The organism is Syntrophobacterales bacterium (assembly GCA_031274925.1).
Classification (GTDB): domain Bacteria; phylum Desulfobacterota; class Syntrophorhabdia; order Syntrophorhabdales; family Syntrophorhabdaceae; genus PNOM01.
Window position 1 is genome coordinate 13,434 of record JAISPL010000029.1, and the last position, 17,204, is coordinate 30,637.

Consider the following 17,204-nt stretch of genomic DNA (forward strand, 5'->3'; position numbering starts at 1 on the left):
CTGAATAAGTTACTTTCGCGCAACCTTTTCTCCGATCTTCCATGCAAAAAAATGAAGTATACCTATCGTTTACTATATCATGCCCTTATAGCAAAATACAATAAACGCTATCACATTCCATCTGCTTCTTCGCTATAGGATAAGGCCTGAATGAGTTTTGTCAAACGGTATTCTATCGCTTTGGCAATGGGATGTTGAGTCTATCTTTACTCCTCAAAAACCCCCATTCCTCTGAATTTTTCATAGCGTTTTTGCTTCCGCACTTCGGGAGACATGTCCATTACGGTTTTCAGATTATTTGTCAGCAGCGGCGTTGTGTTCTTCATCGTCTCCTGCCAATTCCTGTGTGCCCCCCCAAAGGGTTCTCGGATAATATCGTCGATCACTTTCAACTTCAGGAGATCATATGAAGTGGGTTTTAGGGCTTCGGCGGCGAGAGGACCCTTTGAGCCATCCCTCCAGAGAATGGCTGCACACCCTTCGGGAGAGATTACCGCATAAGTGGCATTTTCCAGCATCAGTATGCGATCACCCACCCCGATAGCCAACGCCCCGCCGCTGCCCCCTTCTCCTATGACAAGGGTGATAATGGGAACGTCGAGAGAAAACATGAAATAAATACTTGATGCAATCGCTTCAGCCTGACCTCTTTGTTCCGCCTCAATTCCGGGAAAGGCTCCCGGAGTGTCTATGAAGGTTATGATAGGTTTTCCCCAGCGGTTTGCCATTTCCATAACCCTCATGGCTTTTCTGTAACCGTCCGGATGGGCCATACCGAAGTTTCTGAAAGCCATGCTGCGTATATCTTTGCCTTTCTGATGTCCGATGACCGCGACACTGATACCTTCAAGAAATGCGAACCCGGAGACTATGGCAGGGTCGTTGCGGTACTTCCGGTCACCATGAAGTTCGGTGAAATCTGAAAAAAGGCTATCCACATAATCAAGCGTATGCGGCCTGTTGAGGTGCCTCGAAACCTGAGAGCGTTGCCAGTTAGTCAGTTCGCCATAGATTTCTTTCTCCATCTTGGCGATCTTTTTTTGCAGTGAGGTAAGCTCACGGGAATAATGAGAATCATTTGTGTCATAAAACCTCTTTATCTCGTCAACTCGCCGCTCAAGAGGCTCAAGTCTTTTTTCGAAATCAAGATAATATCTCATCCAACACCTCGAAAGATACACCTTGCGGGAAATTCCTCAGTACTACGTCCATTTTAACGGGATCTACCCGTAAATCTCTGATCTTCAGGAATTCCATGTTACCGTTCAGCAGAAATTCGAGAGAAACGGACGCCTTTCCCTTGAGGCTCACCAGAATATCCTTCAATTTTCTCAGGTCTTCTTTTTTAAACACCTGGCAATCTATTCTCAAGCTCACCTGTCTTTTCATCTCTCTGGCCACATCTTCCAGAAGAGTTATACTCTTTGCTTTTATTCTCGCCCCTGTCTCGTCCGCCTTATCCAGTGTCCCCGTCACAATCAGCGGTTTCTCTGAAGAGATGCCGGAAAGGTTTTTCGAATAGAGGTCCGGAAAGACGATCACTTCAGCGGTACCCTTCGTATCCTCCAGGGTCAGATAGGCCATCTTGTCGCCTCTTTTCGTCACAACTTCCTTGCGATTACTTACCATCCCGACCATGCTTATGTCTTCCGATGTTTCAGTATCCTTCAGATTCTGACTGTCAAAGGGAGTCACCTGAGCGATTAGTTCCTCATAGCCTTCCATGGGGTGTCTGCTGAAGTAGAAACCCAAGGCTTCTTTTTCACCTCTGAGTATCTCATCGCGGGTCAATTCCTCTATCTCGGGTATGTCAATCGAATCGTTTGTTCCGTATTCCTTACCAAATATATCCATCTGATAGAGGTTACGGGTATCTTTTTTTTGTAATTTGTCCGATTTCTCCTGAAGTATATAGAGAAGCTGAGACCTCTTGAGGCCCATAGTATCGAAACAGCCCGCTTTTATGAGACTCTCCATAACTTTCTTGTTTGCTTTCCTTGAATCAATCGCGCTCAAGAATTGAGGAAAAGAAGTGAACTCTCCGAGCTCTTCTCTCATCGCAATGATTCCGTCAAGAGCTGCATCTCCCACGTTTTTTATTCCCGAAAGGCCGAACCTTATCCTGTTATCTACCACGGTAAAGGATTTATCGCTCTTGTTTATATCGGGAGGCAATATCTCTATGCCGTCCTCCCTACACTCGGTGATGTATTTCACCATCTTGTCCGTATCATTCACTTCGCTTGTTAGGATAGCGGCGAAATAGGGGACATAATGATGAGCCTTCAGGTATGCTGTCTGGTAGGAAACAAGTCCGTAGGCTGTACTGTGGGACTTATTGAAACCGTACTCCCCGAACTGGAGGATTACATCGTAGATTTTGTTAGCCGCTAAAGAGGACACCCCGTTCTCTATGGCCCCGGTCATAAACTGCTCTCTATATGCTTCAATCTGCTCCGGAATCTTCTTACTCATTGCCTTCCTCAAGGAATCGGCGTCCTTAATCGAGAACTTGGCAAGCACCGTAGCTATCTTCATAATCTGTTCCTGGTAGATTATAACGCCGTAAGTATCCTTAAGTACACCTTCCAGGAGGGGTGTCTCGTATTTTACAAGAGAAGGGTTGTTCTTCCTCTTTATAAATTCGTCTACCATGCCGCTCTTCAGGGGACCGGGGCGGTAGAGGGCGATTAGGGGCATTATATCTTCAAAGGTGGCAGGCCTCAGTTTGGTAAGAAGGTCCTTCATGCCTCTGCTTTCAAGCTGGAACACCCCGGAAGTATTCCCCGCAGACAGAAGGTCATAGGTTTTCTTGTCGTCTAAGGGGATGTTGCTTATGTCAAGGTCGATATTTTGGCCCTTCAGAAGCTTTATGGCCTCATCTATGATGGTAAGGGTCTCGAGTCCCAAGAAATCAATTTTGATGAGTCCTATCTTTTCGATGGTCTTCATGGCGAACTGGGTAATAATTTCGCCCTTGGACCCTTTGTAGAGAGGGAGGTATTCAGAGAGGTGCTTGTTTGCAATCACGATGCCCGCCGCATGAGTGGAAGCGTGGCGGGCAAGTCCTTCAAGGACCATCGCGTTATCAAGAAGCTCTCCCATCTTGGGGTCATTGCGATAGGCGTCACTTAGCTGCTGTTCGTCGGTAATCGCTTTTTCGATGCCGTTGTCTGCCGATGTGATCAATTTTGCGATCTTATCCACCTCGGCGTAAGGGATTCCCAAGGCTCTTCCCACATCTCGCACGGCAGCCTTCGACTGCATCGTTCCGAAAGTGATTATCTGGGCCACATTGTCCTTGCCGTATTTTTCTGTAACGTACTTTATGACTTCATCACGTCTTTTCTTGCAGAAGTCCACATCGATATCGGGCATGCTCACGCGCTCTGGGTTTAAGAACCGTTCGAAAATCAGGTCGTACTTGATGGGATCTATGTCGGTGATTCGGAGGCAGTACGCGACGAGACTGCCAGCCGCCGAACCCCTCCCAGGTCCCACTGGGATTTTTATGGACTTTGCGTGCCCTATGAAATCGGAGACGATGAGGAAGTAACTGGCAAAACCGATCCTCTTAATAACATCCATCTCGTAGACGAGCCGTTCCGCATATTCCTTTTCCATTTGCTCGTCGAAGTGATTATAGGAGGCCCTTATCTGCCCCATACGGTCCTTGAACCCCTTATTGCACAGGCTCTCGAAATATCTGTTGATATCAGACTGCCCGTCCGGAAGCTTGAATTCCGGGAAATGATAGGTACCCACATCAATGTCCACGTTGCACATCTCGGCTATTTTCATCGTGTTGGATAGGGCATCGGGGTATTGAGTAAAGGCGGAGGCCATCTTCTCTTTTGATTTGAAATAGAATTCTTCGCTCTGAAAGGCCAGTCTGTCTTTGTCGTTCATCGTCTTGCCGGTCTGGATGCATAAAAGAAGCTCATGGGCCTTGGCCTCTTCCTGCCTCAAGTAGTGGCAGTCGTTTGTGGCCACAAGGGGGATACCGTAACGCTTAGACAGATCGGCGAGACCGTTGTTGATTACGGTCTGCTCCTGAAGCCCGTTGTCCTGAAGTTCGAAATAAAGCCTGTCTCCGAAAATGGAATAGTATTCTTCCACTGTGTCGTGGATAACTTTCTCGTTGCCTCTTAAAATCATGCTTGGGATTTCGCCTTTCAGGCAGGCGGTAAGGCAGATGAGGCCTTCATGGTATTTTCTGAGTAGTTCTTTGTCTATTCTGGGAACGTAGTAGAATCCTTCAAGGTGTGCGAAACTGATCAGTTTGAGGAGATTCTTGTAGCCTTGGTTGTTCATGGCAAGGAGTACGATATGAAACGCGTTGTCCTCGCCCTTTACCCTTTTTTGGTCGAACCTTGATTTGGGAGCAATATAGGCCTCGCAGCCTATGATAGGCTTTATACCAAAACTCTTCGCGGTAAAATAAAAATCCACCGCGCCGAACATATTGCCGTGGTCTGTAATACTGCACGCCGGCATGCCGTATTCGTTTGCCAGTTTGAAAAGGCGGTCAAACCGTATCGCTCCGTCCAGCAGACTGAACTGGGTATGAAGGTGAAGATGGACGAAATCACTCATCTATTCCCACTCTATGGTGCTTGGCGGTTTGGAGGATATATCGTATACCACCCGGTTTACACCGGGCACTTCGTTAATTATTCTCCGTGCCATGGTGTCGAGGACGTCATTCGGCACTCTTGCCCAATCGGCGGTCATGGCGTCTTCGCTTTCCACTATCCGTAACGCGATGACATTCGCGTAGGTTCTCTCATCGCCCATTACGCCCACCGTTTTTACTGGAATGAGAATCGCGAAGGACTGCCATATGTGTCTGAAAGACATCTTCCTCTCAACTTCATCCCGGACGATGGCGTCCGCATCTTTAAGTATTTTCAACCGTTCCTTGGTTATAGCACCTATGATCCTTATGGCGAGGCCGGGTCCGGGAAAAGGTTGTCTATGGATCAGATGGTCCGGTAACCCTAGTTCTTTCCCTACGACTCTTACCTCGTCCTTAAAAAGCTCTCGAAGGGGTTCCAGGAGCTTGAGTTTCATCCTTTTGGGCAACCCTCCTACATTATGGTGACTTTTTATAGTGGCCGACGGTCCTTTGAAGGATGTGCTTTCGATAACATCGGGATAGAGGGTGCCTTGGGCAAGGTACTGTACGTCGCTTAAGCTCTTTGCCTCTTCCTCAAAGATCTTAATGAACAGTTTCCCGATGATTTTTCTCTTTCGCTCCGGGTCCTTTATCCCTTTGAGAGCGGCAAGAAATCTGTCCTCCGCATCCACGTACTTGAGATTCAGGTGGAGTCTGTCCTTGAAAATATCAATGACCTCCAGCTCCTCATCTTTTCTCAAAACCCCGTTATTGACGAAGATGCAACGGAGGTTGTCCCCTATAGCCTCATGGATCAAGGTGGCTACAACAGATGAATCAACCCCTCCGCTCAGGGCACATATTACTTTTCTATCACCTACTTCGTTCCTGATACGCTCGACAGCGAGTTTGGCGAACGATTTAGGGGAGAAAAGACCCTTTACTTTGCATATTTTATAGAGAAAGTTTTTGAGAATACGATTGCCCTTGAGCGTATGGTGTACCTCAGGGTGAAACTGAACCCCGTAAATATCTTTCTCCACCGACCTTATAGCGGCGTGCGGGGAGTTGTCGGAATGAGCGAGGGTCTTATACCCTTTGGGCATCCGCAGTATCCGGTCCGTATGGCTCATCCACACCACGTCCCCGTCCTTGATTCCCTTAAGCAGCAGATCGGAGTCGTCGACGAACAGATGTGCCTTTCCGTACTCACGCTTAGTCGATTTGTCTACCGTTCCTTCGCATAACCTCGTGATAAGCTGTAAGCCGTAACATATACCGAGTATGGGCACGCCGAGAGAGAAGACATTCTCATCGCATATGGGGGCGTCGGCCTCGGTCACACTTTTCGGACCCCCTGAAAGAATGATCCCTTTCGGATCCATCAATTTAATTTTTTCAAGGTTGAGGTTAAAGGGATAGATCTCGCAGTACACCCCCAGCTCGCGCACTTTCCGGGCTATAAGCTGTGTATACTGGGACCCGAAATCCAGTATTAGGATTATTTCCTCATGGTAATCCATTTAACCTCACTCAATTCTGTAGTTGGGGGACTCTTTCGTAATGATTACATCATGGACATGGCTTTCTCTGAGTCCGGCCGCCGTAATCCTCACGAATCTTCTAGTCTCTCTGAGATCCTTGAGACTTGCGCATCCGAGATAACCCATGCCGGAGCGTAGACCGCCCACAAGCTGCTGTACCGCGACTGAGAGGGAACCCCGGTAGGGAACCCTTCCTTCAATTCCTTCCGGCACAATCTTGGATTCTATTTCATCCTCGGCAATACAATACCGGTCTCTAGTCTTTCCTTCTTTCATAGCCTCCAGAGAACCCATCCCTCGGTAGACCTTGTAGGTGCGGCCCTGATAAAGCACCATTTCGCCAGGCGTCTCGTCCGTTCCCGCAAAAAGGTTTCCTATCATGACCGTATCCGCCCCTGCTGCCAATGCCTTAGTGACGTCTCCGGAAAACTTAATGCCACCGTCTGCTATTATGGGTATGGCGTACTTCTTTGCCACCTTTGATACTGTAAATATGGCGGTGATCTGCGGTACGCCCACACCGGCAATAATTCTTGTAGTGCATATTGAACCCGGTCCCACGCCGATCTTCACGGCGTCACAGCCCGCCTTTATAAGAGCTTCCGCGCCTTCGCCCGTCGCTACATTACCAGCGATAAGTTGGACATTCTTGAAATTCCGCTTTATTTCAATTACAGAATTGATTACATTCTGGGAATGGCCGTGAGCTGTGTCCACCACAATAACGTCACAGCCAGCTTTAACCAGGGCCTCTACCCTTATGTCACGGTCTTGAGCTACTCCAACTGCAGCTCCCACCCTCAGCCTTCCGATCTGGTCTTTGCATGAGTTGGGGAACTTCCTCATTTTTTCTATATCTTTAATAGTAATGAGACCCTTGAGATTGAAGCTCCGATCTACCACGAGGAGCTTCTCTATTTTGTGCTTATGAAGGATCTTCTTGGATTCTTCCAAGCCTATCCCTTCACTCACCGTAACCAGGTTCTCTTTGGTCATGACGTTTTTTACCGTTTCGTCCAAGTTCGTTTCAAAACGTAGGTCCCTGTTCGTGATGATACCCACGAGTTTTTTACCTTTTGTCACCGGGATGCCTGAGATCCTGTATTTTGCCATGAGGTCAAGGGCGTCTTTTATTTTCTGTTCCGGTCGAATGGTTATGGGGTCAACAATCATACCGCTTTCCGACTTCTTGACCTTCTCCACCTCCTGGGCTTGCTCCTCCACGCCCATATTTCTGTGGATAATTCCTATGCCACCTTCCTGGGCAAGACATATAGCCGTTTTGGCCTCGGTGACCGTATCCATTGCGGCGCTTAGAACCGGTATATTGAGTTTGATACTTCTTGTGAGGTAGGCGGAGACATCCGCCGCGTTCGGCATAATGCTGCTCATGGAGGGAACAAGAAGCACATCATCAAACGTCAGGCCCTCGTTAATATCCTTCTCTTGCATTTGTCACCTCTTAAATTTCCCTTGTGTCCGCATGGGACGGCTGAAGGTTAATCAAGGCTTTCCAGCTCTTAAACCCTGTCTGTTCTGGGTCAGACTTAAGCATGCCGCTTTTCTCGGATTTAAATAAACTGACACTCCCTCAAGGGTAAGATTTTTTATAAACCTCACGCTCGTAATTGTTTTCCATCAGACTCCGTCATATCAGTCGTGTGTATTTCGTCTAAATCAGTAGCGTTAAAACCATTTGCGAGCAAGATTATAACAACCTTACCATTTTAATTGGGTTAGTATAATCCATAAGGTTAAAATAATCAAAAGTTTTTAGGCATGGGATAGCGCGAGCAGATTGCCAATTTTTTATCGACTGGAGTCAAGAATTTAACATTCCTGTAATTTTTATTTCCCACGACTTTAATATTTTAGGTTCATTTCCGATAATATTGTTGTTATTCACGGGGAAGGACGCTTGATGCGGAGATCGGTGACGAAGTATTTCGCGAGCCACTCCAACCCTGCAGGATTGATGCTGATTAACTTAATTAAATTAAGGCGGGAATAATTGCTAGACTATGAGACGCTCAATCCTTCAAAGGATTCTATCCACTATCCAAGATGGGGTATGAAAGAAGAATCATACGCGACGAGAACGCCGGATCTTATTATAAATAAGGAGCGCGGGACAGTCTGTTGTCTGGCAGACACTCCCTAATAAACTGATACGAAAATTGCTAATATAATAATTAATTGCAAGGAATTACCAACAAATGCAAGAGATTTTCACAAAGTGTGGCACAAGCCATTGGTTTGGCAGGAAAAAGTTTGTTATAATTTCACTGTGGATGTACTGTGTAACTCTTACCAAGAGGTGTTTCATGTTTAAGATTCAAAAGAACAGCAAAGGTTTCACGTTTATTGAGTTGATCATCGTCACCGCAATCATCTGTATTCTCGCCGCGATTCCAATCCAGTATTATACGAGGTATGTGAAGAGGACGAAGATCCAGGAGGTTGTCCATTCAATGGATGCAATAAAGACTGCGATCAGCGTCTACTACGCGGAGACGGGTACTGGTCTCGCTGCTACTTTGAGCCTTACTGACATCAGGACACAGCTCGGTGTTGATGTTCCCACTAAGTATCTAAAGGGTATGACGGTAAATAGCCAACTCAGCGATGGTACGCCCAGCGGAGGCGGTGTTATTACCGCGACGTTCTGCGATGCAGGTTCGGCTAGCCCTAAAAAACCGATCGGTTCCGGCGTGGATGGCGCCACTCTGATACTCTATCCTACCAGTGATTATAAAGACTGGAAATGGGCGCCTAACCCCACCAGTACATTAGCTCCAGCATATATACCCAAAAATTAGCACCTGATTTGCCGGCAGGATGGAGGTGTAATACCCCCTCTACAATTTTTTCTATTTACCAAAAGGATGGTTTTCATGCTTATTTCAGAATTATTCCACTGGTCGGATATATCTCAGGGATTCCACCTTGGATTGTGCGGTGCATCAAGGCAAGTGCCAAGGACATATTCATGAGAATATTTATTGAACCCTGCTTATTTATGTTTGGAGCCGTCATAGGCAGTTTTCTGAATGTATGCATATACCGGATACCGAGGGAGAAATCAATCATACATCCCCCCTCCTCATGTCCGAATTGCGGAAGACCGGTCAAGTTCTACGACAACATACCGCTCGCGAGTTACGTTTTGATGAAAGGCCGTTGCAGGAGCTGCGGCGTCAGAATATCGGCAAAATATCCGATCGTCGAAGCTTTAACAGCCTTGTTGTTTGTAGTCCTCTACACACATTTGGGCCTTACTTTTGAGTTGTTCGTATTCATGACATTTACGTCCGTCCTGATCGTCATATCGTTCATAGATCTGGAGTTTAAGATCATCCCGGATATACTGAGTATTGGCGGCATCATTGCCGGCTTGGTTTTCTCCATCGCCAGGCCGTTTTTCCGGAATTTTGGCCTGAAATTCGATATTCTTGACTCAATTTATGGTATCCTGTTGGGGGGTGGCATCATCTTCGCCATCGCTTGGATATATCAGCTTATTGCCAAAAGAAAGGGGATGGGCGGGGGAGATATAAAGCTTTTGGCGATGATAGGCGCATTCTGCGGACTGAAGGGTGCGCTTTTCAGTCTCATATGCGGTTCCATGGCGGGCATCATCGTTGGTGTGCCACTCATGCTGGCAAAAGGGGAGAACGGCAGGTATGCCATACCGTTCGGGCCGTTTCTTTCTATTGGCGCGTTTGTCTATTTATACACCGGAGAACGGGTCATATTCGAGTTTTTGGAGTTTCTGGACAGAGGCTGAGGCCTTAAACGCCGGATCCGTGAGTGCTTGATAAAGGGGAAGCTTGAGACGATAGACAGGTCGAATCTCCTCTGCTCCTCGCTAATGATACAGGTAAGAAGGTAATGCTAAACACAACGAGAGATGGAGATTTCTTAATGGAATTCAAAATGAATGCGGCTTTCGAGAAAAATCCGATTGAAATTAAGGTCTACAGACAAAATGAGCGGAAACACGTTCTGCTCAAACCGATTTATAGAACAGAGTCAGACAAGTTTGTCGACTTCTCCAAGGATTGAGAGATGTCACCGGTTCTAAGACTTTCAGTATTCTTGTCCCGAGCAGGCGTATCCTCCAGACGCAAGGCGGAAGAGATTGTTGCTTCCGGGAAGGTTAAAGTAAACGATCTAGTTGTATTGGAGCCGCAGTTTAAGGTAATACCAGAGAAAGATGTTGTAACACTTGATAATACCAAGATAAACGAGACAAAAATAAAATTATACATTGCGTTACACAAGCCTCCAAAAGTATTATCTGATCTTAAGTATGATGATGACAGAGAGATTGCACGAAATCTTATAGGTATTCAGGGCTATCTTTACCCTGTGGGGAGGTTGGATTACCACTCTGAAGGGCTGATGATTTTTACGAATGACGGAAACTTTGCCTACCGGGTGTCACATCCTAGGTTTGAAGTGGAGAAAGAGTATCTCGTCAAATTCAAGGGAACATTGAGCCAACATGACCTGAAACAGATGAAACGCGGTATCCTTATTGACGGGGAAACATACAAGGTAGACAGCATTTCATTTGTAAAAATGTCTCTGCATAATAGCTGGTACAGGATTGTTCTCGGAGAAGGGAAAAACCGGATGATAAGAAATATGGGCAAGGCGCTGGGATGTCATGTACTTAAACTAAAGCGTATAAGAATAGGAAATATAACACTAGGCAGTTTGAAACCCCGTGAGTACAGGTATCTTGAGGGTCATGAAGTTAAGGAACTGCAAATAAAGTATTTTTAGGTTGACCTTGGCCCTCATTCTTATTTAAAGCAGTCTGAAATATGCGTTACCTCCTTTCTCTATACTCAATCTGACACCATGACAGACTCTTTCGTAAAGTAAAGCGGAATCATGGAAATACCTAAGCTGGCGTCTAAAGCAAGTGTGAACACCCCTCCAAATGTCCAGAGAGACAACCTTCTTTGGAATATGATGGCGCTCAAAAGAAGCGCCGTCACTCTAAAACCCCGTAAATTTTCCTCTCATTTAAAGAGATGGAGGAAAAAGAACAATTAACAGAATAAAAAAGATACTGACGGAAGCACAGAAGTTACGAAAGGCAATTGATGTACTTAAGCGCTTTTCCGTAAAATATTCAGCGATAACCTGTGGCATGGCATAAGGGAAATGCATACCGATAGAAAAACCGAGAATCAAGTTGAACAGGTAGAGTACCGGAAATACTTTTACGAAGAAAAAATGAGGTGCCGATGAAAACGGATGTTACTATTGATCTCTTGCAACTAAGTTTGTCGGCAAAAAATCCCAAGAAAAACATGAAACTTCACGCTCTATTACCTGGAATGCAAATATGCCGTTTGCCGTGGCTTGGGTGATGGCAAACTCATCTTCAATGAGCGGCACAATGGATGAGAGTATTCCTACACAACAAAGAAAAAGGTGTCAAATTGAATATGGTGAAGGCAGGTAAGGAGGGCCTTTCTTCGGGCAGTCTTGATACGTCAAGGAATGCTCCAGAAGCTTTCATCTATTTTATTGATCCTTCTGTTAAAAAATATTTAATATTTTTCTCCATTCTTTATGCACTAATTTTTTTCCATCGGGTTATGTCCGCCCGTAATCGTCGTCAAGGCGTTCGATATCATCTTCTCCACAATATTGCCCCGTCTGCACTTCAACAATGATCAGTTCATCTTCGCCGGGGTTCTGTAAGCGATGCAAAGCCTGCTTAGGGATATCTATGGACTCACCGCTTTCAAGGATGCTTTGTATGTCGCCCGATCTTACAATTGCGCTTCCGGACAATACGTACCAATGTTCGGCTCTGTAAAGATGGCGTTGCAGACTCAGTCTTTTGCCGGGAAGAACCACAATTCGTTTTACTTTGCAATGATCTTCATCCAAAAGGACCTCATAATACCCCCAGGGGCGATGGTCTTCTTTTCGCGACCCTTTCAATATGGCCTCCTCCTTGACTTATCCGATATCTCCGCCCTAAAGGACGGAGAACGATAATGCTTCCATAGAGTCTCGTAAATTATAATAATTTATTCCATCCGGTCAAGATACTTTGGGCATCTATCGCAAATTGAGTGAAAAATATTCTTGTCGCTGCCCGATATATGAGGATTGAGATTTCTCTTTTCATTTTTGGTGATAAACTATACAATGTTTCCCGTCGGTGTACTCTGCTGTTTACGGGTGAGACAGCAAGAATACCTGCAATCCTCCGAAATTGATTGTGATATAGAAACAGGCGGTTGTGTATATTTATGGCGCTTAATATCTCCATGGGTCGGCAATAGCCCAGTTTCGAGGATACCTTGTTGAACGAAAGGAAGTGCTTCATGAGAGAACTTCACGTCGGCGAGATTATTGCTGCGATGGAAGTGTTATTTATTGACGCAAATGTGGACCTGTCCGAAGAAATGATGACCGCTTTCAATAGGGCTATAGAGCATGAAACATCTTCTGCAGGGAAGGAAGTTCTGAGGGAACTGATAAGGAATGCGGAAATAGCGAAGGAAGAAAGGATTCCCGTTTGCCAGGATACAGGGCTTGCCGTGACATTTCTTGAAATAGGGCAGGATGTCCATATGTACGGAGGTTTGCTGGAGGACGCGGTTAATGAGGGCGTGAGAAGGGCGTACGATAAGGGCTATCTCAGAAAATCGTGTTGCGATCCTTTTGTAAGGCGTAATACAGGAGACAATACCCCAGCTATCATACATACAAGAATTGTACCTGGCGAGAACGTTAAGATTACCGTTTTCCCAAAGGGTGGCGGAAGTGAAAATTATGGCGAAGTAAGGATGATGACACCTTCACAGGGCAGGGGGGGGATCAAGTCATTTGTCATTGAAATGGTGAAAAAAGGGGGTCCAAATTCATGTCCACCCATTATTGTTGGCATTGGAATAGGCGGAAATTTAGAAACCGCTGCTCTTCTTTCCAAGGAAGCGTTGATGGTCCGTCTCGGAGTGCGAAGCAAAGACCCTTCCATTGCGGAGTTCGAGTCTGAACTCATAGCAGAGATCAACAAGACACATATCGGACCAGGAGGGTATGGAGGTTTTGTAACCACCTTGGATGTTCACATCATGGTAATGCCATGCCATATCGCTTCTCTACCGGTTGCAGTCAATATTCAATGTCATGCCCATAGAATGAAACAAATGATTCTGTAACGCCTCCTGGGTTACAGCCGACAATGAAAAAAACAATATAGCGCGAGGTATAAAATGGAAATAAGGCGCATTCAAAGCCCCTTAGAAGATGCTGTTATAGAGTCGTTGAAATCAGGAGACAAGGTCTTCTTGAGCGGCTATATCTATACGGCAAGAGACGCTGCCCATAAGAGATTTGTTGAGACTCTGAAAGAGGGGAGGGCACTTCCTTTTGATATTGCCGGGCAGATCATATACTACTGTGGGCCGACACCAGCGCCTCCAGGGAAAATTATCGGCGCATGCGGACCCACCACAAGTTCAAGGATGGATGCGTATACCCCGACATTACTTTCTCTGAGATTAAAAGGAATGATAGGCAAGGGGAAGCGGTCAGAGACCGTGAAGGATGCGATAAAGAAGTACAAGGCGGTTTATTTCGGGGCAACGGGTGGCGCAGGTGCGCTTCTTTCAAAGACCGTTGTCTCCTTTGAGTCTATCGCATATGAAGACTTAGGCCCGGAGGCAGTGGTCAGGCTCGGAGTAAAGGATATGCCTTTGTTCGTAATTAACGATGTGTACGGAAGTGATTTGTATGAGACAGGGATGACAAGATACAAAGAATAAAATTCTTTTTTTTTTGCATTTTATAAAGAGACAGAGAGAAGGATGAAGGGGGAACTTGGGGTGTAGAACGAAATCGACAAAAATGTCTCAAATTGCACATTGAGAGATTTTTCAGAGAATTTCAGGAAAGTCTTGAACGGCTGTCACCATCGTTTGTCGAGGCAAATAGTGCTGATAAACCAGCGTATATACAGCGAAGTAAAAAATTTCACAAAGAAAATCATAACGAAGGCTTGGTTGGTGGAGATTAACAGACACGCGGTTCTACCGACTTTAGCTCTCTACCGCCAATCAGCTTTATTCCGACAATTGAGCAGTTAATTTATATGGTGACAAAATGGTAGGAATAATACAATTCACAACCCTGTCCGCACGTGAAATGGAAAGCAATAGGCAAGGTATTTGACAAAGGCAGGGTGATGACATTGAAATCAAGCAGTTAGACGATTTGATGTTGGCGCAGAAGTATAAAACCATCCATAAAAACGGGATAAATTTTTTGAAGCCGATTATTATAATGAGCGCCTTACGGCTCAAAAGAACGTATGCTAATAAAATACACCCTATTTGATTTGTCAAAAATTAGAGTTTATACGCAGAGAGGCAAATTTTTGTGTGAGGCGCAAAGGGTTATGCCGCTTCATCCTGTGGCAAATTATATGGGTGATATTCAGAGTTTGTTCCAAGCATTGAATTTAAACGGTTTTTAAGAAATGGCTTACGGTTCATGAAAAATACAATCCTGCTGGCGTTTTTGTGGTAAAATTGAGAGGTAAAAGTCGAGAATAGAGGCGAAGCATGACATCGGAGACAAAGGAAAAGGCACTTGGGCTATATACATTTATTCATGAATTAATAGCAACAAAATACAATGTTATTACGGATATCGAAAAACAATTTGGCATAAGCATATAGCGTCCATCCATGAGGACAATAAACATATTAAGTGGCCTTATTTAGACACATCAGATGAAACAACCGCCTCAACTGTACTACTACAGGTGCAAAAACCGCACTTTGACCATCCGCCAGAAGTTCCAAATAAATTATTTGAAATGGATAAGCCCACAATATAAGTACTTTTTGCACGAGTTAAAACCCAAAGAATCTATAGAAAAAGAAGATGCGACCCTTATTGTTTTTGTTGACAATATAGAAATTGTTGAATTATTTGATTTATATAAAGAAGAGTGGAATAAATGGGCTGAAAAACAAAAAGTGTATGATTTAACGAGGCAGTTATATAAAGATTTATTCAGTTTACGTGAAGAATTAAAAGCTAATCCTGAAACACGCGAATTTGTTGTTGGTAACGGCGAAATGTCTGTTGGCAGCAACAGAAAACATCCTATAATAACTAAAAAGGTTAGTATAGAATTTGACATGGCGAGCAATTCGTTACAAATTTTAGATAACGATACAGATACGCTGTTTTATAATGAATTGCTTTTAAATGTAGAAGATATATCAGCCGACAGCCTAAAAACTTATAGAGACATTCTTGCCAATAATCCGTTCCATCCGCTATCAGAGCAAGATGCTAAAAATTTTTTATCTCAGTTTGCATTCAAATTATCTAGCGATACTATATTTGTTGATAATCCTTGCAAGCAAGATACTGGTAATTACAGGATAACCATAAAACAAAATCCAGCATTTTTTCTCCGTAAAAAAATAGATGGTACGTTGCAATTTATTAAAAAAATAATTGAGGATATAAATAATGGCGGAAATTTAATGCCGTCACTGCCCCCCCATACTTGGCGAACATAATAGTTTCGAGGTGGAAAAATATGTAAAGCCCGAATTTGAGCAAGAATTAGCTGCACTTAATGGTGAAAGTCAAGATATATTGCTGCCAAAACCAGCCAATAGGGAGCAGTTGCAAATTGCTGAACGCATCCAAAAAGAAAGTGCTGTTGTCGTACAAGGTCCGCCCGGAACAGGCAAAACGTATACCATTGCAAATATTTTGGGGCATTTTTTAGCAGAAGGAAAAAGTGTTTTGGTAACGAGCCAAAAATCAAGGGCACTAAGTGTCTTGCAAGAAAACTACCTGAAAAAATAAAAGGGCTATGCGTGCCCGTTTTTGATGACGGAATATCTGAAGTTGAGCGTTCGGTAAATGAAATTTCGACACAAATCTCGACAACCAACTCCATGCAACTCAGTGAAAAAATAAAACGTACCGAAAAATTGCGCATGGAAATAATTAATTTGCTGAACGAACAACGTAAAAAATGTTTGCTATTAAATTTCGAGAATTTGAACCGCTGACCTACAATGGAGAAAGATACAGACCGCTTAATATGGCAAAAGAAGTGGCGGCAAATGCAGAACTTCTGACAATTATTCCGTCAAATATAGTTAAGAACGCTGCATTTCCGCTTGAATTAGATGACTTGTATAAATTATATGCAACAAATGAGACTATAACATCTGACGATGAGGGTGCGCTTGAGTTTGACATCCCTAGCCCTGCTGAGTTTGCGTTTTGAAAACGCAGAAGAATTTAAAAGATATATTGATGATTTACAACAAATTGAACAGGAGCTTTTAATCTATAAAGATAAAAATTCCGACTTTTATTTTTGTCAAGCAGGAATATATAAAAATGAGAGATTGATAGTTACACCCACTTCTAAAGACGACCTTGCAAAATTGCAAAATAGTTTAAAAGAAGTTGAAAGTATACAAAAATGGGCTATTCAAGTAGCTGCAGACGGGAAACAAGGCGAAGGATTCAAAGAGCGCTGGTTAAAGCTAAAAAAAGAAATCGAATGCGTGTATAAATTTTCTCGCGATTGTGCTGCGGATTCTCCGGGAAAAATTTTTAAACATAGTCCCGATACTGATAAACAAGAGGCGCTTCAGCTGCTGACTAAATTGAGCAAAATATTGGCAAAAGGCAAAATTGGAATAGGTGCTTTTTTATTCAAGCCTAGCTTGAAAAATTTTTACAAAAACACAACAATAAACGGTGTCAAGCTTAAGACAAGCGCCGAGTGCGATGTTTTTAAAAACTATATTGATTTAGAGTTGCAACGCAAAGATTTAGCAAAACTTTGGAATGATTTAATGACCTCGTTTGGTGTACCAAAGTTTGAAAGCTTTGGCAAGGGTCCTTTTGATAAGGGTCCTGAAGAGACTGCTAAAAATTATTGCCCCAAAATAGACAAATATCTTGACTGGCACGACATTGAACATCCAAATATAATGCAGCCCTAAAAGATTGCG

Annotated in this window: 15 protein-coding genes; 10 read left to right on the forward strand and 5 right to left on the reverse strand. The window is 44.2% G+C overall.

Annotated elements, in window-relative coordinates; all coding sequences use genetic code 11:
- Nucleotides 1-206: 206 nt before the first annotated feature.
- From LBQ00_05300 to guaB, 4 genes are read right to left on the reverse strand one after another with little or no spacing between them, the layout of a single operon-like run.
- The gene (locus LBQ00_05300) at nucleotides 207-1,160 is read right to left on the reverse strand and encodes an acetyl-CoA carboxylase carboxyltransferase subunit alpha (protein MDR2018273.1); all 954 of its coding nucleotides are present in this window, start codon (nucleotides 1,158-1,160) and stop codon (nucleotides 207-209) included.
- Nucleotides 1,144-4,596 carry a DNA polymerase III subunit alpha gene (locus LBQ00_05305; protein ID MDR2018274.1) on the reverse strand — a complete coding sequence of 1,151 codons (3,453 nt, stop codon included), beginning with the start codon at nucleotides 4,594-4,596 and terminating at the stop codon, nucleotides 1,144-1,146. The genes LBQ00_05300 and LBQ00_05305 overlap by 17 nt, the downstream gene beginning before the upstream one ends.
- The gene (gene guaA, locus LBQ00_05310) at nucleotides 4,597-6,141 is read right to left on the reverse strand and encodes a glutamine-hydrolyzing GMP synthase (GenBank protein ID MDR2018275.1); all 1,545 of its coding nucleotides are present in this window, start codon (nucleotides 6,139-6,141) and stop codon (nucleotides 4,597-4,599) included. It abuts the gene before it with no gap.
- A gap of 6 nt (nucleotides 6,142-6,147) precedes the next feature.
- Nucleotides 6,148-7,614: an IMP dehydrogenase gene (gene guaB / locus LBQ00_05315; GenBank protein ID MDR2018276.1), complete on the reverse strand. Its 1,467-nt coding sequence runs from the start codon at nucleotides 7,612-7,614 to the stop codon at nucleotides 6,148-6,150.
- A gap of 872 nt (nucleotides 7,615-8,486) precedes the next feature.
- Here guaB and LBQ00_05320 point away from each other — a divergent pair.
- The 4 genes from LBQ00_05320 to LBQ00_05335 all read left to right on the forward strand — a co-directional run bounded on the left by LBQ00_05320 (nucleotide 8,487) and on the right by LBQ00_05335 (nucleotide 10,953).
- Nucleotides 8,487-8,981 (forward strand): pilin, encoded by a 495-nt coding sequence (locus tag LBQ00_05320; GenBank protein MDR2018277.1) that lies wholly within the window; start codon nucleotides 8,487-8,489, stop codon nucleotides 8,979-8,981.
- A 170-nt stretch (nucleotides 8,982-9,151) separates the two neighbouring features.
- The gene (locus LBQ00_05325) at nucleotides 9,152-9,949 is read left to right on the forward strand and encodes a prepilin peptidase (protein MDR2018278.1); all 798 of its coding nucleotides are present in this window, start codon (nucleotides 9,152-9,154) and stop codon (nucleotides 9,947-9,949) included.
- Nucleotides 9,950-10,086: 137 nt separating this feature from the next.
- Nucleotides 10,087-10,227 (forward strand): hypothetical protein, encoded by a 141-nt coding sequence (locus LBQ00_05330; GenBank protein MDR2018279.1) that lies wholly within the window; start codon nucleotides 10,087-10,089, stop codon nucleotides 10,225-10,227.
- A gap of 3 nt (nucleotides 10,228-10,230) precedes the next feature.
- A complete protein-coding gene (locus LBQ00_05335; protein ID MDR2018280.1) occupies nucleotides 10,231-10,953 on the forward strand; it encodes an rRNA pseudouridine synthase in 723 nt (240 codons plus the stop codon).
- 825 nt (nucleotides 10,954-11,778) lie between these two features.
- Here the strand turns inward: LBQ00_05335 and LBQ00_05340 are convergent.
- Nucleotides 11,779-12,132 (reverse strand): phosphomannose isomerase type II C-terminal cupin domain, encoded by a 354-nt coding sequence (locus tag LBQ00_05340; GenBank protein MDR2018281.1) that lies wholly within the window; start codon nucleotides 12,130-12,132, stop codon nucleotides 11,779-11,781.
- Between the two features lie 389 nt (nucleotides 12,133-12,521).
- Here LBQ00_05340 and LBQ00_05345 point away from each other — a divergent pair, with 389 nt between their 5' ends.
- The 6 genes from LBQ00_05345 to LBQ00_05370 all read left to right on the forward strand — a co-directional run bounded on the left by LBQ00_05345 (nucleotide 12,522) and on the right by LBQ00_05370 (nucleotide 17,195).
- On the forward strand, nucleotides 12,522-13,361 hold the full coding sequence (locus LBQ00_05345) for a fumarate hydratase (GenBank protein ID MDR2018282.1): 840 nt from the start codon (nucleotides 12,522-12,524) through the stop codon (nucleotides 13,359-13,361).
- A 54-nt stretch (nucleotides 13,362-13,415) separates the two neighbouring features.
- Nucleotides 13,416-13,967 (forward strand): Fe-S-containing hydro-lyase, encoded by a 552-nt coding sequence (locus LBQ00_05350; GenBank protein MDR2018283.1) that lies wholly within the window; start codon nucleotides 13,416-13,418, stop codon nucleotides 13,965-13,967.
- Nucleotides 13,968-14,936: 969 nt separating this feature from the next.
- Nucleotides 14,937-15,740, forward strand: coding sequence for a hypothetical protein (locus LBQ00_05355; GenBank protein MDR2018284.1), 804 nt, complete (start codon nucleotides 14,937-14,939; stop codon nucleotides 15,738-15,740).
- Nucleotides 15,741-15,750: 10 nt separating this feature from the next.
- On the forward strand, nucleotides 15,751-16,035 hold the full coding sequence (locus LBQ00_05360) for an AAA family ATPase (GenBank protein MDR2018285.1): 285 nt from the start codon (nucleotides 15,751-15,753) through the stop codon (nucleotides 16,033-16,035).
- A 241-nt stretch (nucleotides 16,036-16,276) separates the two neighbouring features.
- Nucleotides 16,277-16,465: a hypothetical protein gene (locus LBQ00_05365; protein ID MDR2018286.1), complete on the forward strand. Its 189-nt coding sequence runs from the start codon at nucleotides 16,277-16,279 to the stop codon at nucleotides 16,463-16,465.
- A complete protein-coding gene (locus LBQ00_05370) occupies nucleotides 16,425-17,195 on the forward strand; it encodes a hypothetical protein (protein ID MDR2018287.1) in 771 nt (256 codons plus the stop codon). Before LBQ00_05365 ends, LBQ00_05370 begins: the two co-directional genes overlap by 41 nt.
- The last annotated feature ends 9 nt before the right edge of the window (nucleotides 17,196-17,204 follow it).